Below are 17,794 nucleotides of genomic sequence, written 5' to 3'. Positions count from 1 at the left end.
CTTAGGTCGTTTTTAGGTCGTTAAAGGTTTGTAACGAATACGTTTAGGTTTTGCACCTTCTTCACCCAAACGTTTTTTCTTATCGGCTTCGTATTCTTGATAGTTGCCGTCAAAGAAAGTCACTTGTGAATCACCTTCAAATGCCAAGATGTGCGTCGCGATACGATCTAAGAACCAACGATCATGCGAAATCACCATCACGCTACCGGCGAATTCTAATAAAGCATCTTCCAAGGCGCGCAATGTTTCTACGTCTAAATCATTCGATGGTTCATCGAGTAATAAGACGTTACCACCTTGCAGCAGCGTTTTTGCCAAATGCAAACGACCACGTTCACCGCCAGATAAATTGCCAACGATTTTTTGTTGATCACCACCTTTGAAATTGAAGCGTCCTAGGTAAGCGCGTGAAGGCATTTCGAAACGACCTACGGTCAAAATATCCGCGCCATTGGCAACATCTTCAAACACGGTTTTGGTATTGCCGAGGTCTTCACGCGATTGATCAACCAGTGAAATTTTTGCCGTTTGACCGAGCACTACTTCACCGCTATCGGGTTGTTCTATGCCTTTGATCATTTTGAACAGCGTTGATTTACCTGCGCCGTTCGGGCCGATGATACCGACAATCGCACCGGGTGGAATCTTGAAGCTCAGATTGTCGATCAAGAGGCGGTCGCCAAAAGACTTGCTAACGTTTTTGAATTCGATGACTTCATTACCCAAACGCTCGGCGACAGGGATGAAAATCTCCTGTGTTTCATTACGTTTTTGGTATTCGTGTTCGCTCATCTCATTAAAGCGTGCCAAACGTGCCTTACTCTTGGCTTGGCGCGCTTTAGGATTTTGACGTGCCCATTCCAATTCTTTTTGTAGGGCTTTTTGACGTGCCGATTCGGTCGCTTCTTCTTGTTTTAAACGCGCTTGCTTTTGATCTAACCAAGAAGAGTAATTACCTTTCCACGGGATACCTGCGCCGCGATCGAGTTCCAAAATCCACTCAGCAGCATTGTCCAAGAAATAGCGATCATGTGTAATCGCTACCACGGTACCCGGGAAGCGCAATAGAAATTGTTCCAGCCAATCGACTGATTCCGCATCCAAATGGTTGGTCGGTTCGTCGAGCAAGAGCATATCTGGTTTCGATAGCAATAAGCGACACAAAGCGACACGGCGTTTTTCACCGCCAGATAAAACACCAATCTTGGCATCCCAAGGTGGCAGGCGCAATGCATCAGCCGCCATTTCTAATTGCAATTCCACGTTATCACCCGCTGAGGTGGAAATGATAGCTTCCAAGCGCGCTTGTTCATTCGCCAGTGCGTCAAAGTCTGCATCTTCTTCGGCATAGGCGGCATACACTAATTCCAATTTTGCTTTGGCTTCAAATACCTCACCCAACGCGCCTTCTACTGCTTCACGCACGGTTTGTTCAGGATCGAGTTGCGGCTCCTGCGGTAAATAGCCGATGTTCAGATTCGGCATAGGTACGGCTTCACCTTGAATATCTTTGTCGATACCCGCCATGATTTTTAATAAAGAAGATTTACCTGAGCCATTCAAGCCCAACACGCCGATTTTGGCGCCTGGGAAAAAGGAGAGGGAAATATCTTTCAGAATTTGACGTTTAGGTGGGACGATCTTGCCGACCCGGTTCATGGTATAGACGTAATTGGCCATTTTTGGGATTCTTATATTGGGGAAAATGCGAAGTCGTTAGGATACCTCATGCACATAAGATCAGGCAGTGAGAGTATGAAAAAAAATGAAAAATAGGGTACATTGCATGACTCAATGTCTCGTTCTAAAGGCTTGAGTAGTTTTCGAAAAATGTGCTGGTAGTGAGTGTAAATTTGATTTGCAAAAAATGTAGCAAAGCTAATCCCGACTTGCACTATCACAACATTTACTCAATTTGTGGCATCATCTGTTAGATGTGAGCTGGAGAATGTTTTGTTATTAGTCCTTGCTTAGTCTTGGTGCGGATGGATGCAGAACCTGATTAGGCTTGTTCTAGTCGTTTAGCTGGAACAATTTTTCCTAAGCCTTCATATAGCGTTAAGATAATTGCATGAAGTTTGAAAATAGTTATTTTGAAAACAAAATAATGGTATAGTTTGAGATTGTATTTTTTCTCAAAAGTGGTATCACTGCATGGCATAAAGTAAGTGAGTCATGAGTTCTAAATGCGTTATTGATGAAACGATTGCATTACATTGAAGTCACTGGCCTAGTTGTTAGTGCTAATCAATAGCAGTAGTTCTTATCATATTGTTGTTTTAGTTTGTTCATTGAAAGCTGCTTCTTCGATCGTCTTTATGGAATCAATAATCAAACATTTGATGGAAATCACGGGACATCGCGACCATGATTTGCTCAATATCTCCGTAATTTCTGCACTCAGTGAGCTGACTCATGCGTCACGTGCTAGGGTTTTGGACGTCTTGCACGTAGGCGAGAAGACTTTTGTTAAAGCACAGATCACCATCGCAGAAGGCAAGTTAGAAGCTAGCGAAGATCATTTGGATCATCTGACACCTGAAGTACCTATTGAGCAGCTTCCAAAATTAGCAGCAGGTTTGATGCAGCATAGTAGTGTTATTGAAGATGCTGACGATCATGGCAATCGTACGATTTGGTTGCCTATTTGGATGAACGACAAAGTCAACGTTTGCTTAGAAATTTACAATCCTGCTGTGTATTCTGAAAATACCAAAGAAGTTATGGGCGGTATTTTGGTGGTGTATCGTAATTTCCAAAATTTGCTCGACTATAGCGAACGTGATTCACTGACAGGTTTATTGAATCGAAAAACCTTTGACGATAATTTCTCGAAAATCATACGCACAGGTTTGCAACGACAATTGCATGATAACCCTGAATTAGTCGAAGTTGAACGTCGTGATAGTAATCGCGAAAAACAGCATTGGCTGGCAGTCTTAGATATTGATCACTTTAAGCGTGTGAACGATACTTTTGGTCATTTGTATGGCGATGAAGTATTGATTTTGGTCGCTAATTTGATGCGTTCTTCATTTCGTCCTACGGATAAATTATTTCGCTTCGGTGGTGAAGAGTTTGTGATTTTGCTGCGTTCAACGAGCAAAGAAGATGCGCAAATGATTTTTGAACGTTTCCGTGAAAATGTAGCGCGCTATCCCTTCCCGCAAGTTGGTACGGTGACCATCAGCATAGGTTTCGCTCACATAGATCCATTTGAACCTGCCGTAGGTATCATAGGACGCGCCGATCAGGCTTTGTATTTTGCGAAAAGCAATGGACGTAATCGCGTTTGTCATTACGAAGATTTGGTTCAATCGGGCGCTTTGCATATTGAACATTCGCAAGATAGCGTGGAATTTTTCTAAGCGCTCCAATATTTTAAATCTCTTAAATATTTCAACCCTTTCTCAACCCTTTCAACTCTCAAATTTGCCTAAAAATCGACTCGTTTTTTAGGCACTCATCCGACTTATGGAACTACGTCAACTACGCTACTTTGTTGCCATCGTTGATCATGGTTCTCTGTCGCGTGCAGCCCGCGTACTGCACATCGTACAACCTGCATTAACCCAACAGATACAACAGCTAGAAGAAGAACTAGGAACTAGCTTGCTCCATCGTTCCGCACAAGGTATGCAAGCGACCGATGCAGGTAAAATTTTTTATGAACATGCCTTAGCGATTTTAAAGCAAGTTGCTGATGCCAAATCGGCGGTCAATCAAACGACCGACAAACCTAGCGGTACGGTAGCGCTGGGTATTCCGCAGAGCGCGTCGGGTGCTTTGGCATTTCCACTGCTGAGCGCGGTGCGCGCGGCCTTTCCTGATATCGTTTTTCAACTGACAGAGGAATTAACTGGGAATTTGACCGAGCAGTTGGCATCGGGGCGTTTAAATTTAGCAGTTCTGTTTGATGATGGACAACTGGGTAAATTCACCACCAAGCCCTTGGTGGAAGAAGAGATGATGTTTATCACCCGTGCCGATTCGCAATTTGCCTGCAAGCGCAAATCCATCACGCTCGCAAAAGCACTGCAAGTTCCTCTAATTCTACCGAGCATACAGCACGGTGTGCGGCCAAGAATCGAACAAGTCGTGCGTGATCAAGGACTGCGAATTGAACATGTGATCGATATTACGTCGATTGCGATTTTAAAATCGGCGATTCTGGCAGATATGGGGGCAACTATTTTGCCAATGTCACCCTTGCTGCCTGAAATCGAGCGTGGCGAAATGCGTGCTACACCGATTAGCGATGTCAACCTATCGCGTACTGTCGTACTCTGCTCATCAAAAAATATCCCTCTCACCAATGCCGCTATGGCCGTAGAAAAATTGGTGTTAGATCTTAGTCGCGATCTTAGCCTTGGTGGTAAATGGCTAGGTACTACGAGTCTGGTCTAATGGGAAGCGCAAACAACATCCGTTTGGGCAAAGCCAGTGCGATAGGCGGTACGATCTTGTTTTGGGCTTTGATGGTTGCAGTGGCTGTGCAAGACTATCGACGTGATGGTGGTCAGCATATTTGGGAGCCCATTTTTTGGGAAAGCTCTTCTGCTTTTGTCGGCACGATTATTTTCTATTTGCAGTGGCCGCTTTTAACGAATAAGTCTTTGCAGCAAACACCACGGCGCTGGTTTATGCGCTTGATTGCCTATCTTCCTCTAGTTTGTATTGGTTTTGTTTGCGTCACTTTTTCGATACGTCATGCTGTATACGCTTTGCTCGGGTGCAGCTATTCGCACGATCCTTGGCTAGAAGTATTTGTTTATGAGTCTGTAAAGTTATCCATATTTTTCGGTCTATTTTATGTGGCCGTCTTCGGCGTTCAATCGTATTTATTTCTGATAGAAGAAAAAGCGAATGCCGAGCGTGCCACTCGACTTTTGCAACAAGCCCATATCCAACGATTGAGTCAGCAAATTCAGCCGCATTTTCTGTTCAATGCCTTGAATACTATTTCTTCATTGATGTATTCAGATCTGAAAGCGGCCGACACGGCTATCAGTCGTCTGGCAGAATTGTTGCGCCATACTCTGGACTTGGGTGAGCAAACAGAAACTACTTTGGCGCGGGAAATTGATTTGCTACGCGCTTTCGCTGAATTAATGCAATTGCGTTTTGTTGATCGAGTCAGTATTGAGTGGCAAATTGACCCGCGTAGCCTGACATGCAAAGTGCCGACCATGTGTTTGCAAGTGCTATTGGAAAATACCTTTAAACATACGGTAGAAAAGCGTTCGGTAATGACACATATCAGTATCAAAACCAGTTTGACTCAGAATGTGCTTAGTATGATCGTCGAAGATAATATGGGTAGTCTAGGATCGAATCCAACGGGTATCGGTTTGAATAATCTGCGTCAGCGATTAGAAGTGATGTACGGTGATCAGGCCAGTTTTTACATTGAACAAAACCTCCCTGCAGGCGTGCGCTCCGAAGTTCGTATTGTGTCCCAAGACTCTAGCAACTAGGACGCAATTGTATGGGGAATTGCATGAGGCAAGAATTACGAATACTGATAGTCGATGATGAACGTCCTGCGCGTGAAAAATTGCGTCGGCTTCTTGTTGAACATGCCGGCGCACAGTTAAAGGCAGAACCCACTCACATTGTAGAAGCAAGAGATGGGGTGGAAGCTTTATCGCTCATAGGGCAGCAATCGTTTGATGTCGTTTTTCTAGATATGCACATGCCGGAAATGGATGGGCTGAGTGTGGCACAACAATTGCCAGAGCCAGCACCACTCATTGTATTTGTCACCGCTTACGATCAATTTGCATTACAAGCGTTTGATGCCAATGCAATTGATTATTTGCTCAAGCCCTACGATGAAGAGCGCTTCTTGCGTGCTCTGCAAAAAATCAGTAAATCTTTAGCCCTCCAAAACAAAAAAGCGGATACCTTGAGTGAAGCTGCGCCTATGATTATTCAAGAGCGTGGACGGGTGATCGTGCTAGCTGTTTCTGATATTCATTGGGTGGAAGCGGCAGATAATTATGTCTTGCTGCATACTCCGGAAAATTCGCATATGTTGCGTCAGACATTGCTGATGACAGCGCAACGCTTGGGAAGTGCATATGCACGTTGTCATCGCAGTTATCTGGTGCGACGTGATCAGATCGTCAGTTTTGAAAATCGCTTATCCGGAAAAGGCGATGGGGAATTTCAATTACGCAGCGGTGCACTGGTTCCATGTAGCCGACAATATCGCGAGCAGATATTGTCTAGCCTAAAGTCGTGATTACTAAGTATAACTAGATAGCAGTCGATACTATTTTCTAGCGCTAAATAGTACTTTTTAGGTGATATCAATTTTACTTATACCCCTATTTTAATTCCGTATTTTTCAAATGCAGGAAGTCTCACTACACTGTGAACACAGCAGATTTCAAAGGAAGTCGAGAAAGCGCTGCAGCGAATGGGTGTGGTCTCCATCCCGGTATTTCGAAAGCTTTCTTTGATGTCTCCGATTCAGATTTGCCTGAAACTACGTAAAGTATTAAAACCTGATGTTCAAGCGCCGTTCATAGGAATTGTGGTGCGGCTCATTAGGTTTTAAGAAACTTTCTGATGAAAAACGACCGTATTGACGGGCATTTTCTTGGGTATCAGGCCTGAATTGAATTAAAATGGCTGCCATCTCAGCCGATGCAACTTGAACTTATGGCGATTACCTTCCCATAAGCTCAGAACAGACTTGTGTCTTACCGGACGCAGCCCAAGTTCTTTGCACACAAAAATCACAAATTTTTTGGAGCTCTACCATGTCATCCGACACAGCAATGAAATCTGCTGGTCCGGTGGAAGCGTCTTCGCTTTCGTCTACCCTAGCACCTACAGCCTCAGCAACATCCTCCGTCGTTTCCAATTCTGCGCCACCGTTGGCACCAGTCACTCTGGATGACAAATACACATCCAATACCGGTACGATTTTCTTATCAGGCATTCAGGCATTAGTGCGCTTGCCGATGATACAAAGACAGCGTGATCTCGCCGCTGGCTTGAATACAGCTGGTTTCATTTCAGGATATCGCGGATCACCGCTCGGTGGTTTGGATGAAACTTTGTGGAAAACCAAGAAATTACTGGAACAGAATCATATTAAATTTGTTCCCGGTGTGAATGAAGATTTAGCCGCTACCGCAGTATGGGGTACGCAAACTGTCGATCTGATTGGCCCTGCCAAATACGATGGCGTATTTGGTCTGTGGTACGGCAAAGGCCCGGGCGTTGATCGTAGTGCCGATGTTTTCAAACACATGAATCATGCTGGCACCTCGAAACACGGTGGCGTGATCTTGGTGGCGGGTGATGATCACGGCGCTTACTCTTCGACCTTGCCGCATCAGTCCGATCATATTTTTTCCGCCTGCATGATTCCAATGTTGTATCCGGCTAATGTCCAAGAATACTTAGACTTGGGTTTGCATGCATGGGCCATGTCGCGTTTCTCCGGTTGCGCGGTCGGCTTCAAAGCCTTGGCCGATACGGTGGAATCGACTTCCTCTGTCGATGCCGATCCCTTCCGTTTGAAAATCACAATTCCCGAAGATTTTGTGATGCCAGAAGGCGGTCTGAATACGCGTTTATCGCTCGACACTTTAGGCATACAAGCCCGTAAGCAAGAAGCCTTGATGCAAGACTATAAAATCTATGCGGCTTTGGCGTACGCGCGTGCGAATAAACTCAATCATGTGACGATAGATAGCCCACATGCGAAGCTTGGTATTGTTGCTTCCGGCAAGTCTTATCTCGATGTGTTGGAAGCGTTTGAGAATCTCGGCATCGATGAAAAGATGGCGGCAGAGATTGGCATACGGTTATACAAAGTATCTATGCCATGGCCTTTGGAACCAGATGGTGTGCGTGAGTTTGCACAAGGTCTCGATGAAATTTTGGTGGTCGAAGAAAAACGTCAAATGGTCGAGTACCAACTCAAAGAACAACTGTACAACTGGCGCGACGATGTGCGACCACGTGTGATTGGTAAGTTCGATGAAAAAGGTGAATGGGTTGCACCGCGCGGTGAATGGTTGTTGACGTCAAAAGCCGACTTCTCAGTATCGCAAATTGCGCGCGTGATTACCCAACGTATTGCGCGCTTCCACACGAGTGATTTAATCAAAGAGCGCATGGCTTTCTTGGAAGCCAAAGACGAAGTCTTGACCAAACAAGTCAACACGCCAGCGCGACCAGCGTACTACTGCTCAGGTTGTCCGCACAATACGTCCACCAAAGTGCCAGAAGGCAGTTTGGCTCTAGCAGGTATCGGTTGCCACGTGATGGCCACCGCGATTTATCCTGAGTTCAATAAGCTGACTACACACATGGGTGGTGAAGGCGCACCATGGATAGGCCAAGCGGCTTTCTCCACGTTGCCTCACGTCTTCCAAAATTTGGGTGATGGTACTTACTTCCACTCTGGTTATTTGGCGATTCGCGCCGCAGTGGCAGCCAAGGTCAACATCACTTACAAAATTTTGTATAACGATGCGGTCGCGATGACAGGTGGACAGCCAGTGGATGGCACCATCAGCGTCCCCATGATGGCGCAACAAATGGCAGCCGAAGGTGTGAAACGCATTGCCTTGGTCACCGAAGATTTGAGCCGCTATGCGGACCGCAGTGGTTTGCCTGGTCAAGTGACTTTGCATGATCGCAAAGACATGGATGCAGTACAACGCGAATTGCGCGAGATCGAAGGCGCCACGGTGTTGATTTACGATCAAACCTGCGCTGCTGAGAAACGCCGTCGTCGCAAGAAAGGTCAATTCCCCGACCCGAACCAACGCATGTTCATCAACGATGCGGTTTGTGAAGGTTGTGGCGATTGCGGTGTGCAATCAAACTGTACTTCCATCATGCCGGTCGAGACCGAGTTTGGTCGCAAACGCGCGATTGATCAATCATCCTGCAATAAAGATTATTCCTGTGTCAAAGGCTTCTGCCCTAGCTTTGTGACTGTCGAAGGTGGCAAGTTAGTGAAGTCGAAAACGGGTGTAGCGAAGACCGACGATTTCGGTGATATTCCATTGCCGACCCTGCCAAGCTGCGATACGTCCTACAATATTTTATTGAACGGTATCGGCGGCACCGGTGTGATCACCGTCGGTGCTTTGCTTGGTATGGCAGCGCATCTGGAAGGTAAGGTCGCTTCTGTGTTGGATATGACGGGCATGTCGCAGAAGAATGGTTCGGTGACGTCGCATATTCGCGTGGTGGAAAAAGTCAGTAAATTGCGTGCGCAACGTATTCCAACCGGTGAAGCCGATTTGATTTTGGGCTGCGATATTTTGACCGCAGGCCAACACGATGCGATTTCGAAAATGCGTGCAGGTCGTACGCGTGCTGTGATCAATAGCCACGAACAACCAACCGGTGCGTTTGCGAAGAACCCAGATTGGCAATTCCCTTTAGAGTCAACAGAGCGTTTGATTTCTGATTCCGTCGGTGGCAATGTTGATTTCGTCGATGCGACGAAGTTGGCGACGGCTTTGATGGGTGATTCGATCGCGACTAATTTGTTCATGCTGGGTTTCGCTTTCCAAAAAGGCGCGATTCCTTTGTCTGAAGCGGCTTTGTTGCGCGCCATTGAATTGAACGGCGTCGCCATCGATGCAAACAAAAAGGCATTCTTGTGGGGCCGTCGTGCCGCGGTTGATTTGAAGCGCGTGGAGAACATCGCCTTCCCAGCCAAACCAGTCGTCGTGCAGATGCCGCAAAGTTTGGACAGCGTCATCAAACGTCGCGTCGCCGAGCTGACTGCGTACCAAGATGCGGGATACGCCGCTCAATATCAAGAGCTCGTCAATGCCGTGCGTAGTGCTGAAGAAAAGCTCGCTAAAGGCAATCGCTTAAGCATGGCCGTGGCGAAATATGCTTACAAATTGATGGCCTACAAAGACGAGTACGAAGTCGCTCGTTTGTACACCAATGGCGAATTCACTGAGAAATTGAAACAACAATTCGAAGGTGACTTCAGTATCAAGTTCAACTTGGCGCCACCGCTATTTGCCAAGAAAGATGCGCAAGGCCGCTTGGTCAAAGCGCAATATGGCTCATGGATGTGGCAAGCCTTCAAATTGCTCGCGAAATTCAAAGGCCTGCGTGGCACCAAGCTCGACATCTTCGGCTACACCGAAGAACGTCGCCAAGAACGTGCTTTGATTGCAGATTACCGCGATACCATGCTGTCTTTATTGAACAAACTCAATGCTGACAACCTCGATCAAATGGTCGCGATTGCTAGCTTGCCTGAGAAAATTCGCGGTTTCGGCCATGTGAAAGAAAAAGCCATGCAGGCTTATCATGTTGAGAAAGCGGCTTTGATGAGTGTGCCTAGCAAACAGCAGGTGGCTTGATCTTAAACTCCCTCTCCCGCAGGCGGGAGAGGGTTGGGGTGAGGGTAGTTCAGAAAATGCAAAGTTCGCAATAAGTGTAAAAGTAAGATTTAGTGAGCAGAAATATAGCTCTAGGGCACACTTTGCTACTAAGCTGAAATCCCCTCATCCCCAACCCTTCTCCCGCTTGCGGGAGAAGGGAGTCAAAAAGCCAAAACCAACAAAAAACTGAAATTTCTAAGTGACGTGAACGTAAACGTAAATCGAAACGTCATATAATCGAAGCATAGCGTAATTGCCATAAGCAGTTATCGAATGAACAAAAAGGAAAACAACATGACCGATCTATCCATCGCCGAGAAGTTAACCGAATACAAACCTAGCAATAAAGTCCGTTTTGTGACGGCAGCATCCTTGTTCGATGGCCACGATGCCTCGATCAATATCATGCGCCGTATTTTGATGGCGAATGGTGCCGAAGTAATTCACTTAGGCCATAACCGTTCGGTCGAGGAAATCGTCACAGCGGCTTTGCAAGAAGATGCGCAGGGGATTGCGATTTCCAGTTATCAAGGCGGGCACGTCGAGTATTTCAAATACATGATCGACCTCTTGAGAGAGCGCGGTGGTTCACACATCAAAGTATTTGGTGGCGGTGGTGGCGTGATTGTGCCGGATGAAATCGCTGACTTGCATGCTTACGGTGTGGCGCGTATTTTCAGCCCGGAAGACGGTCAACGCATGGGCTTGGTTGGTATGATTTTATCGATGATCGAAGCATGCGATATCGATCTCTCGCCATTTGCACCAACCAGCTTAGATGTTTTAAAACAAGGCGAGCTAGCCGACAAACATCGCCCATTAGCGCAACTGATTACCGCATTAGAAAACGATAAAGTGGACGCTGCTTTGCGCGCAACAATCATCGAATCTGCCAAAGCGATTAAGACGCCAGCCTTCGGTATCACAGGTACTGGCGGCGCAGGTAAGTCTTCTTTAACGGATGAGTTGATTCGTCGTTTCCGCCTCGATCAAGACGACGAACTGAATATCGCTTTGATCTCCATCGATCCTTCACGCCGTAAGTCCGGCGGCGCTTTGCTCGGTGACCGTATTCGTATGAATGCGATCAATCCATGGAAGGGCAAAGTCAAAGTCTTTATGCGTTCTTTAGCAACGCGTGAAGCAGGCTCAGAAATTTCTCCAGCCTTGCCTGACGTGATCGCCGCTTGCAAAGTAGCAGGCTTTGATTTGGTGATCGTTGAAACTTCTGGTATCGGCCAAGGTGATGCCGCGATTGTGCCGCACGTCGATTTATCGATGTATGTAATGACACCAGAATTTGGTGCGGCTTCTCAGTTAGAAAAAATCGACATGCTCGATTTCGCAGACTTTGTCGCCATCAATAAATTCGACCGCAAAGGCGCACTCGATGCACAACGCGATGTCGCCAAACAATATCAACGCAACCGCGAAATGTGGAGCAAAAAGCCGGATGAAATGCCGGTGTATGGCACGCAAGCTTCGCGCTTCAATGATGATGGTGTGACAGCGTTGTATCAAGGCATTTTGCCCGAGTTGGTCGCGCGCGGTTTGAAAGCGAAGCCTAGTAAACTTGCTGTAGCAAATACCAAAACATCCAGTGCGCAAAACGTAATCGTGCCACCAGCACGCACTCGTTACTTGGCGGAGATTTCCGATACGGTGCGCGCTTACCACAAGCACACTTACAAACAAGTTGGTATTGCCCGTGAACGCCAACAATTGCAAGCTACCAAGCAGATGTTGGCCGCTTCTCTGTCGTCCCCGCGTAGGCGGGGACCCAGTGACGTTGAGGTCGTCGATGCTGAATCGGTTGAGAATACGACGCTGGATTCCCGCCGTAGCCTGTCCTCGAATGATTTAGTCGGGGGCGGGAATGACATGTTTGGAGAGATTGATGAGTTAATTACCGAACGCGACAATAAGCTCGACGCCGAATCTAAAAAATTAGTCGCCATGTGGCCAGACATGCAGAAGGCCTATGCGGGCGATGAATACGTCGTCAAAATTCGCGACAAAGAAATTCGTACACGCCTCACGCAAAAGTCCTTGTCTGGCACGACGATTCGTAAAGTCGCATTGCCACGCTTTGAAGATCATGGCGAAATCTTGCGCTGGTTGATGTTAGAAAACGTTCCAGGTTCATTCCCATTCACGGCGGGTGTATTTGCCTTTAAACGCGAAGGCGAAGACCCAACCCGTATGTTCGCCGGTGAAGGTGATCCATATCGTACGAACCGTCGCTTCAAATTGGTGTCGCAAGGTATGGATGCCAAACGTTTGTCGACTGCGTTTGACTCTGTGACTTTGTATGGCGCAGATCCAGCGATTCGTCCAGATATCTACGGTAAGATCGGTAACTCCGGTGTCTCCGTCGCTACTTTGGAAGACATGAAAGTCCTCTACGATGGTTTTGATCTGTGCGATCCTGCGACTTCAGTGTCGATGACGATTAACGGCCCAGCACCAACGATTCTGGCCTTCTTCATGAACACGGCGATTGATCAGCAAATGGATAAATTCCGTGCTGATAATAAGCGCGAGCCGACCGCTGATGAAGCCGCAAAAATCCGCGCATGGGTCTTGATGAATGTGCGTGGTACGGTGCAAGCGGATATTTTGAAAGAAGACCAAGGTCAAAATACTTGCATCTTCTCGACCGAATTTTCACTCAAAGTGATGGGCGATATTCAAGAGTATTTCGTGCGTCACCAAGTACGTAATTTCTACTCCGTGTCGATCTCAGGTTACCACATTGCCGAAGCCGGTGCGAATCCGATTTCGCAATTGGCCTTCACATTGTCGAACGGTTTCACTTTTGTTGAAGCCTACTTGGCGCGCGGCATGCACATCGATGATTTTGCGGCCAACTTGTCCTTCTTCTTCAGTAACGGTATGGACCCAGAATACACGGTCTTGGGTCGCGTTGCTCGTCGTATTTGGGCGGTGGCGATGCGCGATAAATATGGTGCGAATGACCGTAGCCAGAAGTTGAAATACCATATCCAAACTTCAGGCCGCAGCTTGCATGCACAAGAAATCGACTTCAACGATATCCGCACCACGCTGCAAGCCTTGATCGCGATTTACGACAACTGCAATAGCTTGCACACCAACGCTTACGACGAAGCGATCACGACACCGACCGACGAATCAGTCCGTCGCGCCTTGGCAATTCAATTGATCATCAACCGCGAATGGGGTCTCGCGAAAAACGAAAACCCAATTCAAGGTAGCTTCATCATCGAAGAATTGACCGACCTCGTCGAGGAAGCGGTCTTGCAAGAATTCGAACGCATCGCTGAACGTGGCGGCGTTTTAGGTGCGATGGAAACCGGCTACCAACGCGGCAAGATTCAAGAAGAATCCATGCACTACGAACACCTCAAGCACGACGGCACCTTGCCTATCATCGGCGTCAACACCTTCCGCAATCCAAAAGGTGGCGAAACCGTACAGAAAATCGAATTGGCACGTTCAACAGAGGAAGAAAAACAATCGCAACTCACGCGCTTGGCAGACTTTCACCAACGCCACGCCGACGTCGCACCACAAGCACTCGCGGCTTTGCAACAAGCAGCAATCAACAACGAAAACGTGTTCGCGAAATTGATGGATGCTGCACGGGTTTGTTCGTTGGGGCAGATTACGACTGCGTTGTTTGAAGTGGGTGGGCAGTATCGTAGAAATATGTAAGTTCTTCGCCCGTCAATCAGTTTAATTGGCGGGCGCAATACTGCGTAGGTTGTTGAAACTGAGGCACTCACTCGAATGTTGATGCGGGAAGTAGTTAGTGTATGGATTTTGCAGGAAGAGATGCATGGCTATTGGTAAGAATAAGCGTCAAGTCATATTCCGTAGAATCGTCTCGGTTTAGCTGGAACCCGATTTTGCTTGTGTCTATTTTCCTCGTATTAAAGATCGGTTGAATATCGCATTTTTTTCCATTACATATCCACGCAGTCCCGCTGATGAATTTGATGTTAACTGTTGTTGGCCCCAATTCTCTCAACCTGTAGCCGAATGATTCGTAGTTGCGATCAAAAAAAGTTCCGAGATTCTTTTTGCCATGAATATTTCCAACTAAAGCAATAAATGTGGGATCTTCGATTGAATGGATTGCTCTTCTAGCGGTGCTTGCCATAAATTCGTCTCTGTCCAAGATTCCATCTTTCGGGTCTGCATCGATTGCCAAAATTGAGATCTTTGCCCCGTGTTCACGCATAGAACGAACTTGTTCAATTAGGTTTAATATTGCGACGCTACTCCGTCCATCTTGTCGGTCAGAAGGGCGTTGCCAAAATTCGCTCTGTGTCAATGTATCTCTATCGTTGTTCTTCCCTGCACTGGAAAGATAATTTGCGAGTTGATTTTGTTCTGTGATAGGCAATTCAAGACCTAAAATTACTTGTTTCCCTTGTTGAGTTAATCGGCATAGTAATCCACCGATATACATAGCACTTCTGATGTTCCATGTACTTCACCAAAGATAACAATCTTAGAATTGGAAATGAGATCTTCATTTTCTGGTCGATCGGGGCAAACTACATTTTCAATTGAGAAACCAAATTTTGGGTAAAACAAAAGTATCAAAATTAAACTTAATCGCAACACGAAAAAACACATTTGCCCTCCTCTTTTTATCCAAATCAGTAGTGCTAAACAATAATTTGGGAAAATTATAGATAGGATAAGTAATGTTTTCAATATTGATAGAGATGTGTGTTTGAAGAGCTCGTGCAACCCGCGCTGTAAATCTCTCTAACGATTTATCGTTCAAATATTTTCTCTTGGGTCAAATTACCTTTACGGCATCCTGAAAATTCCGGCGGTGCGGGTTGCACCTGTTCTACGATACGGAAAGTTGCAAATTGACTTGTTACTTCGAATCTTTTTAATCGATGTAATGTATTATTGTATTTTACATATAAAATATTTATAATTTTATTTTGAATGAAATGGATAGCCATTATGGATCAGACACAGAACCCTTATTCTCCGCCCACAGCTGAGGTGCTTTTGCCGGAAGGTGCTGTGACCGGGAAGCTAAATTTGGCAGGTAATGGAAGGCGTTTTGGGACGCTAGTCGTTGACTACCTTGGGTATTTACTTTTGGCATTTATCGTTGGCGTTGTTGTGGCCATAGTCTTTGGCGAAGACGGCGTTCGTGCTATGGAGAAAACTCCAGATCTTGTTCTCGGCGTTCCCATTCTCTTTTTGTATTTTGGATTTTTTGAATTTCTGTGGGGACGGACGCCTGGGAAATTACTCTTTGGTACCCGAGTGGTAAATGAAGAGGGTGGTCGTGTTAGTTTTGGACAGGTATTGGGCAGAACGGCATGCCGCTTTATCCCCTTCGAGGCATTTTCTTTTTTATTTGCTGAACGCGGTTGGCATGACAGTATTTCTAGAACGCGGGTTGTGATTCATTCTAAGCCTTATTTGTAAGGCGCTTATTTTTCCACTTCTCTGGATGACAACGCGAACCTTGCAATTGCAAACATATATTGTTACTCGTTGTTGTAGCTGAAAAGAAGTTGATGCCTTAGGGTTTCTGACACCCATACGAGTTACAGATACTAAACTATGTGATCTTATTGAGGGCGGGTGTTACAGTTTTGCAGGGCGGGTGCAACCCGCGCAATAGATAGCCTGAATGATTTTTCGTTCGAATAATTTTGGTGCGACAATTTACCATCGCAGCATTTTGAAAATCTTGGTGGCGCGAGTTTCACTCGTCTTACAATACTAAAGCAATAAAATAACTGTTTGTTTAGTTCGAATGAGAAATAGAAAATGGCCTTTGTTGTCGAGAAAATCAGTAACGAAGAACTTCTGAGTAAGTATCCAGAAAAATACGACGTTCTCAAGAATCATTTCCCTGGTGAAGAGCGTCTTGGTTTTTCGATTGGACAATGGATCGTTGATCGCGATAGAGACATCTATGTTTTTCTAATGCGCTGCGGTGAAGTTAGGGAGCCAGACGGATATTTAGTCTTGTTTTGGGGTAAAAGTTATGTGCTAGCGAAAGAACAGCACAATTCAATGTGTCATTGGATGGAAGGAGGAACAATCGCAGAGGTCTTGTATATTTCTGAAGAAATTATGGTGCGGATAGAAGAAGTCGAGGCTCTGTTTGACGACGCGTTCAATGGCAGTGGTTGGTTTGGTTCTTCCGATGACGCTTATGTGTCCTTAACTTTTCCGAACGCTACGTAGGACGGGTGCAACCCGCGCTGTAAATCTCTTTAACGATTTATCGTTCAAATATTTTCTCTTGCGTCAAATTACCTTCACGGCATCCTGAAAATTCTGGCGGCGCGGGTTTCACCCGCCCTACGAGTTGATCAACTTCACCTATTTTTCTTGCCTTGGAATCGATGCATTATTAGAGCTGGTCGGGGTGACTTTAGTTTTTTCGATCACGCTGAATATCGTCTCAATCACTACCTCCGGATATTGTTCTTGTATCCGATGATTAGCTGGCATAGTTCGTTTCTCTGCATGAGGATAAAAAGTGCTCATGCGTTCCTCGGCGACTTCAGGATCAATTGCCCATACGCCGAAGTCTTCGGCGTAGATCACGCCGCGTAGTAAATCTTTGATCAGGCCTTGCGGCTTGTGTTGTTGTACGGGAGATTGCGCGACGATGCGTATTATGGGTTTGTGATACACGCTGGTTCTCTCCATCACATACTTGCCCAAGGGTTCGATGTTGGCGATTTCTTGGCGCGCTGCTTGTGACGTGAAGATCCATAGGCCAACTCGGGTAAACCATGGAAACTCATGGTAGGGCTTGGCGACACCGAGTGGTAAAGCATCTACCAAAACGAGACCATCGACTTGCTCTGGATAGCGCATGGCGTATGCCTGTGCATATTGTCCGCCAAGTGAATGTCCCACCAAGATGTAAGGTCCCGACAATTCTCGTTGTGCTAAAAGGCGCTGTAATCGTTGACTTTCCGACTCGGGGCTGATGTCAGAGCTACCGGCAGTGCTGCGTCCCACACCAGGGCGGTTGTAGAAAAAGAGATTGCAGCATTGCTTGAGTCCAGCTGCGACCGCTTTCCATGTCGTCAGGTCTAACAATAAACCGTTTTCGAAAATGATCGTTGCTTGGGCATTGGCGACTCGCTGCTCTGCGAATTCCACCATCACGGATTCTATTTCAGTTAGCTGTGAATTCAAGGAGACGCTTGGAGTTGTCTTGACGTCGCTTGCGGCTTGCTCGATTTCTTGTGCAAGACAAGTGGACGTGAAACTAGATGTTAGTAACAGCGTAGTTGAAAATAAGAAGGTACGAAAGATGGCGTAACGAGGCATTGCGTTCTTTTCCTTGTTCAGTAGAGATATCCCCTCTCTTGCGCAATTATTTCGTAGTCCGCGCCGTTTGGCAATTCGCCGAT

The 17,794-nt window shown here is 46.3% G+C and carries 11 protein-coding genes; 8 read left to right on the top strand and 3 right to left on the bottom strand.

Features of this window, described 5'->3' with window-relative positions; genetic code table 11:
• Positions 1-12 precede the first annotated feature (12 nt).
• Positions 13-1,680 (bottom strand): energy-dependent translational throttle protein EttA, encoded by a 1,668-nt coding sequence (gene ettA / locus ACFFJH_RS15005; RefSeq protein WP_390213719.1) that lies wholly within the window; start codon positions 1,678-1,680, stop codon positions 13-15.
• Positions 1,681-2,318: 638 nt separating this feature from the next.
• On the opposite strand from ettA, the gene ACFFJH_RS15000 reads away from it, so the two are divergent.
• From ACFFJH_RS15000 to ACFFJH_RS14975, 6 genes are all read left to right on the top strand, one after another.
• The gene (locus ACFFJH_RS15000) at positions 2,319-3,368 is read left to right on the top strand and encodes a GGDEF domain-containing protein (RefSeq protein WP_390213718.1); all 1,050 of its coding nucleotides are present in this window, start codon (positions 2,319-2,321) and stop codon (positions 3,366-3,368) included.
• 106 nt (positions 3,369-3,474) lie between these two features.
• Positions 3,475-4,407, top strand: a complete 933-nt coding sequence (locus tag ACFFJH_RS14995) for a LysR substrate-binding domain-containing protein (RefSeq protein ID WP_390213716.1) — start codon at positions 3,475-3,477, stop codon at positions 4,405-4,407.
• Entirely contained in the window at positions 4,380-5,477 is a 1,098-nt protein-coding gene (locus ACFFJH_RS14990; protein ID WP_390213715.1) for a sensor histidine kinase, read from the top strand. Before ACFFJH_RS14995 ends, ACFFJH_RS14990 begins: the two co-directional genes overlap by 28 nt.
• Before the next feature lie 23 nt (positions 5,478-5,500).
• Positions 5,501-6,247 (top strand): LytR/AlgR family response regulator transcription factor, encoded by a 747-nt coding sequence (locus ACFFJH_RS14985; protein ID WP_390213714.1) that lies wholly within the window; start codon positions 5,501-5,503, stop codon positions 6,245-6,247.
• Between the two features lie 523 nt (positions 6,248-6,770).
• Positions 6,771-10,367 carry an indolepyruvate ferredoxin oxidoreductase family protein gene (locus tag ACFFJH_RS14980; protein ID WP_390213712.1) on the top strand — a complete coding sequence of 1,199 codons (3,597 nt, stop codon included), beginning with the start codon at positions 6,771-6,773 and terminating at the stop codon, positions 10,365-10,367.
• A gap of 315 nt (positions 10,368-10,682) precedes the next feature.
• Complete coding sequence (locus tag ACFFJH_RS14975) at positions 10,683-14,084, top strand: methylmalonyl-CoA mutase family protein (RefSeq protein ID WP_390213711.1); 3,402 nt, start codon at positions 10,683-10,685, stop codon at positions 14,082-14,084.
• Between the two features lie 94 nt (positions 14,085-14,178).
• On the opposite strand, the gene ACFFJH_RS14970 is transcribed toward ACFFJH_RS14975, so the two are convergent.
• Complete coding sequence (locus tag ACFFJH_RS14970) at positions 14,179-14,844, bottom strand: TraB/GumN family protein (RefSeq protein ID WP_390213710.1); 666 nt, start codon at positions 14,842-14,844, stop codon at positions 14,179-14,181.
• 515 nt (positions 14,845-15,359) lie between these two features.
• On the opposite strand from ACFFJH_RS14970, the gene ACFFJH_RS14965 reads away from it, so the two are divergent.
• Together ACFFJH_RS14965 and ACFFJH_RS14960 are read left to right on the top strand one after the other, a co-directional pair.
• Positions 15,360-15,836, top strand: coding sequence for an RDD family protein (locus ACFFJH_RS14965; RefSeq protein WP_390213708.1), 477 nt, complete (start codon positions 15,360-15,362; stop codon positions 15,834-15,836).
• 348 nt (positions 15,837-16,184) lie between these two features.
• Positions 16,185-16,607 (top strand): hypothetical protein, encoded by a 423-nt coding sequence (locus ACFFJH_RS14960; RefSeq protein ID WP_390213707.1) that lies wholly within the window; start codon positions 16,185-16,187, stop codon positions 16,605-16,607.
• A 138-nt stretch (positions 16,608-16,745) separates the two neighbouring features.
• Here ACFFJH_RS14960 and ACFFJH_RS14955 read toward each other — a convergent pair whose 3' ends face one another.
• Positions 16,746-17,711, bottom strand: coding sequence for an alpha/beta fold hydrolase (locus ACFFJH_RS14955; RefSeq protein ID WP_390213706.1), 966 nt, complete (start codon positions 17,709-17,711; stop codon positions 16,746-16,748).
• Positions 17,712-17,794 lie beyond the last annotated feature (83 nt).

Origin of the sequence: Affinundibacterium danionis, from assembly GCF_042432465.1 — a bacterium.
Classification (GTDB): Bacteria; Pseudomonadota; Gammaproteobacteria; order Burkholderiales; family Burkholderiaceae_D; genus Undibacterium; species Undibacterium danionis.
The sequence above is the reverse complement of the archived record's forward strand: the minus strand, read 5'-3'. Positions and strand labels throughout refer to the sequence as shown.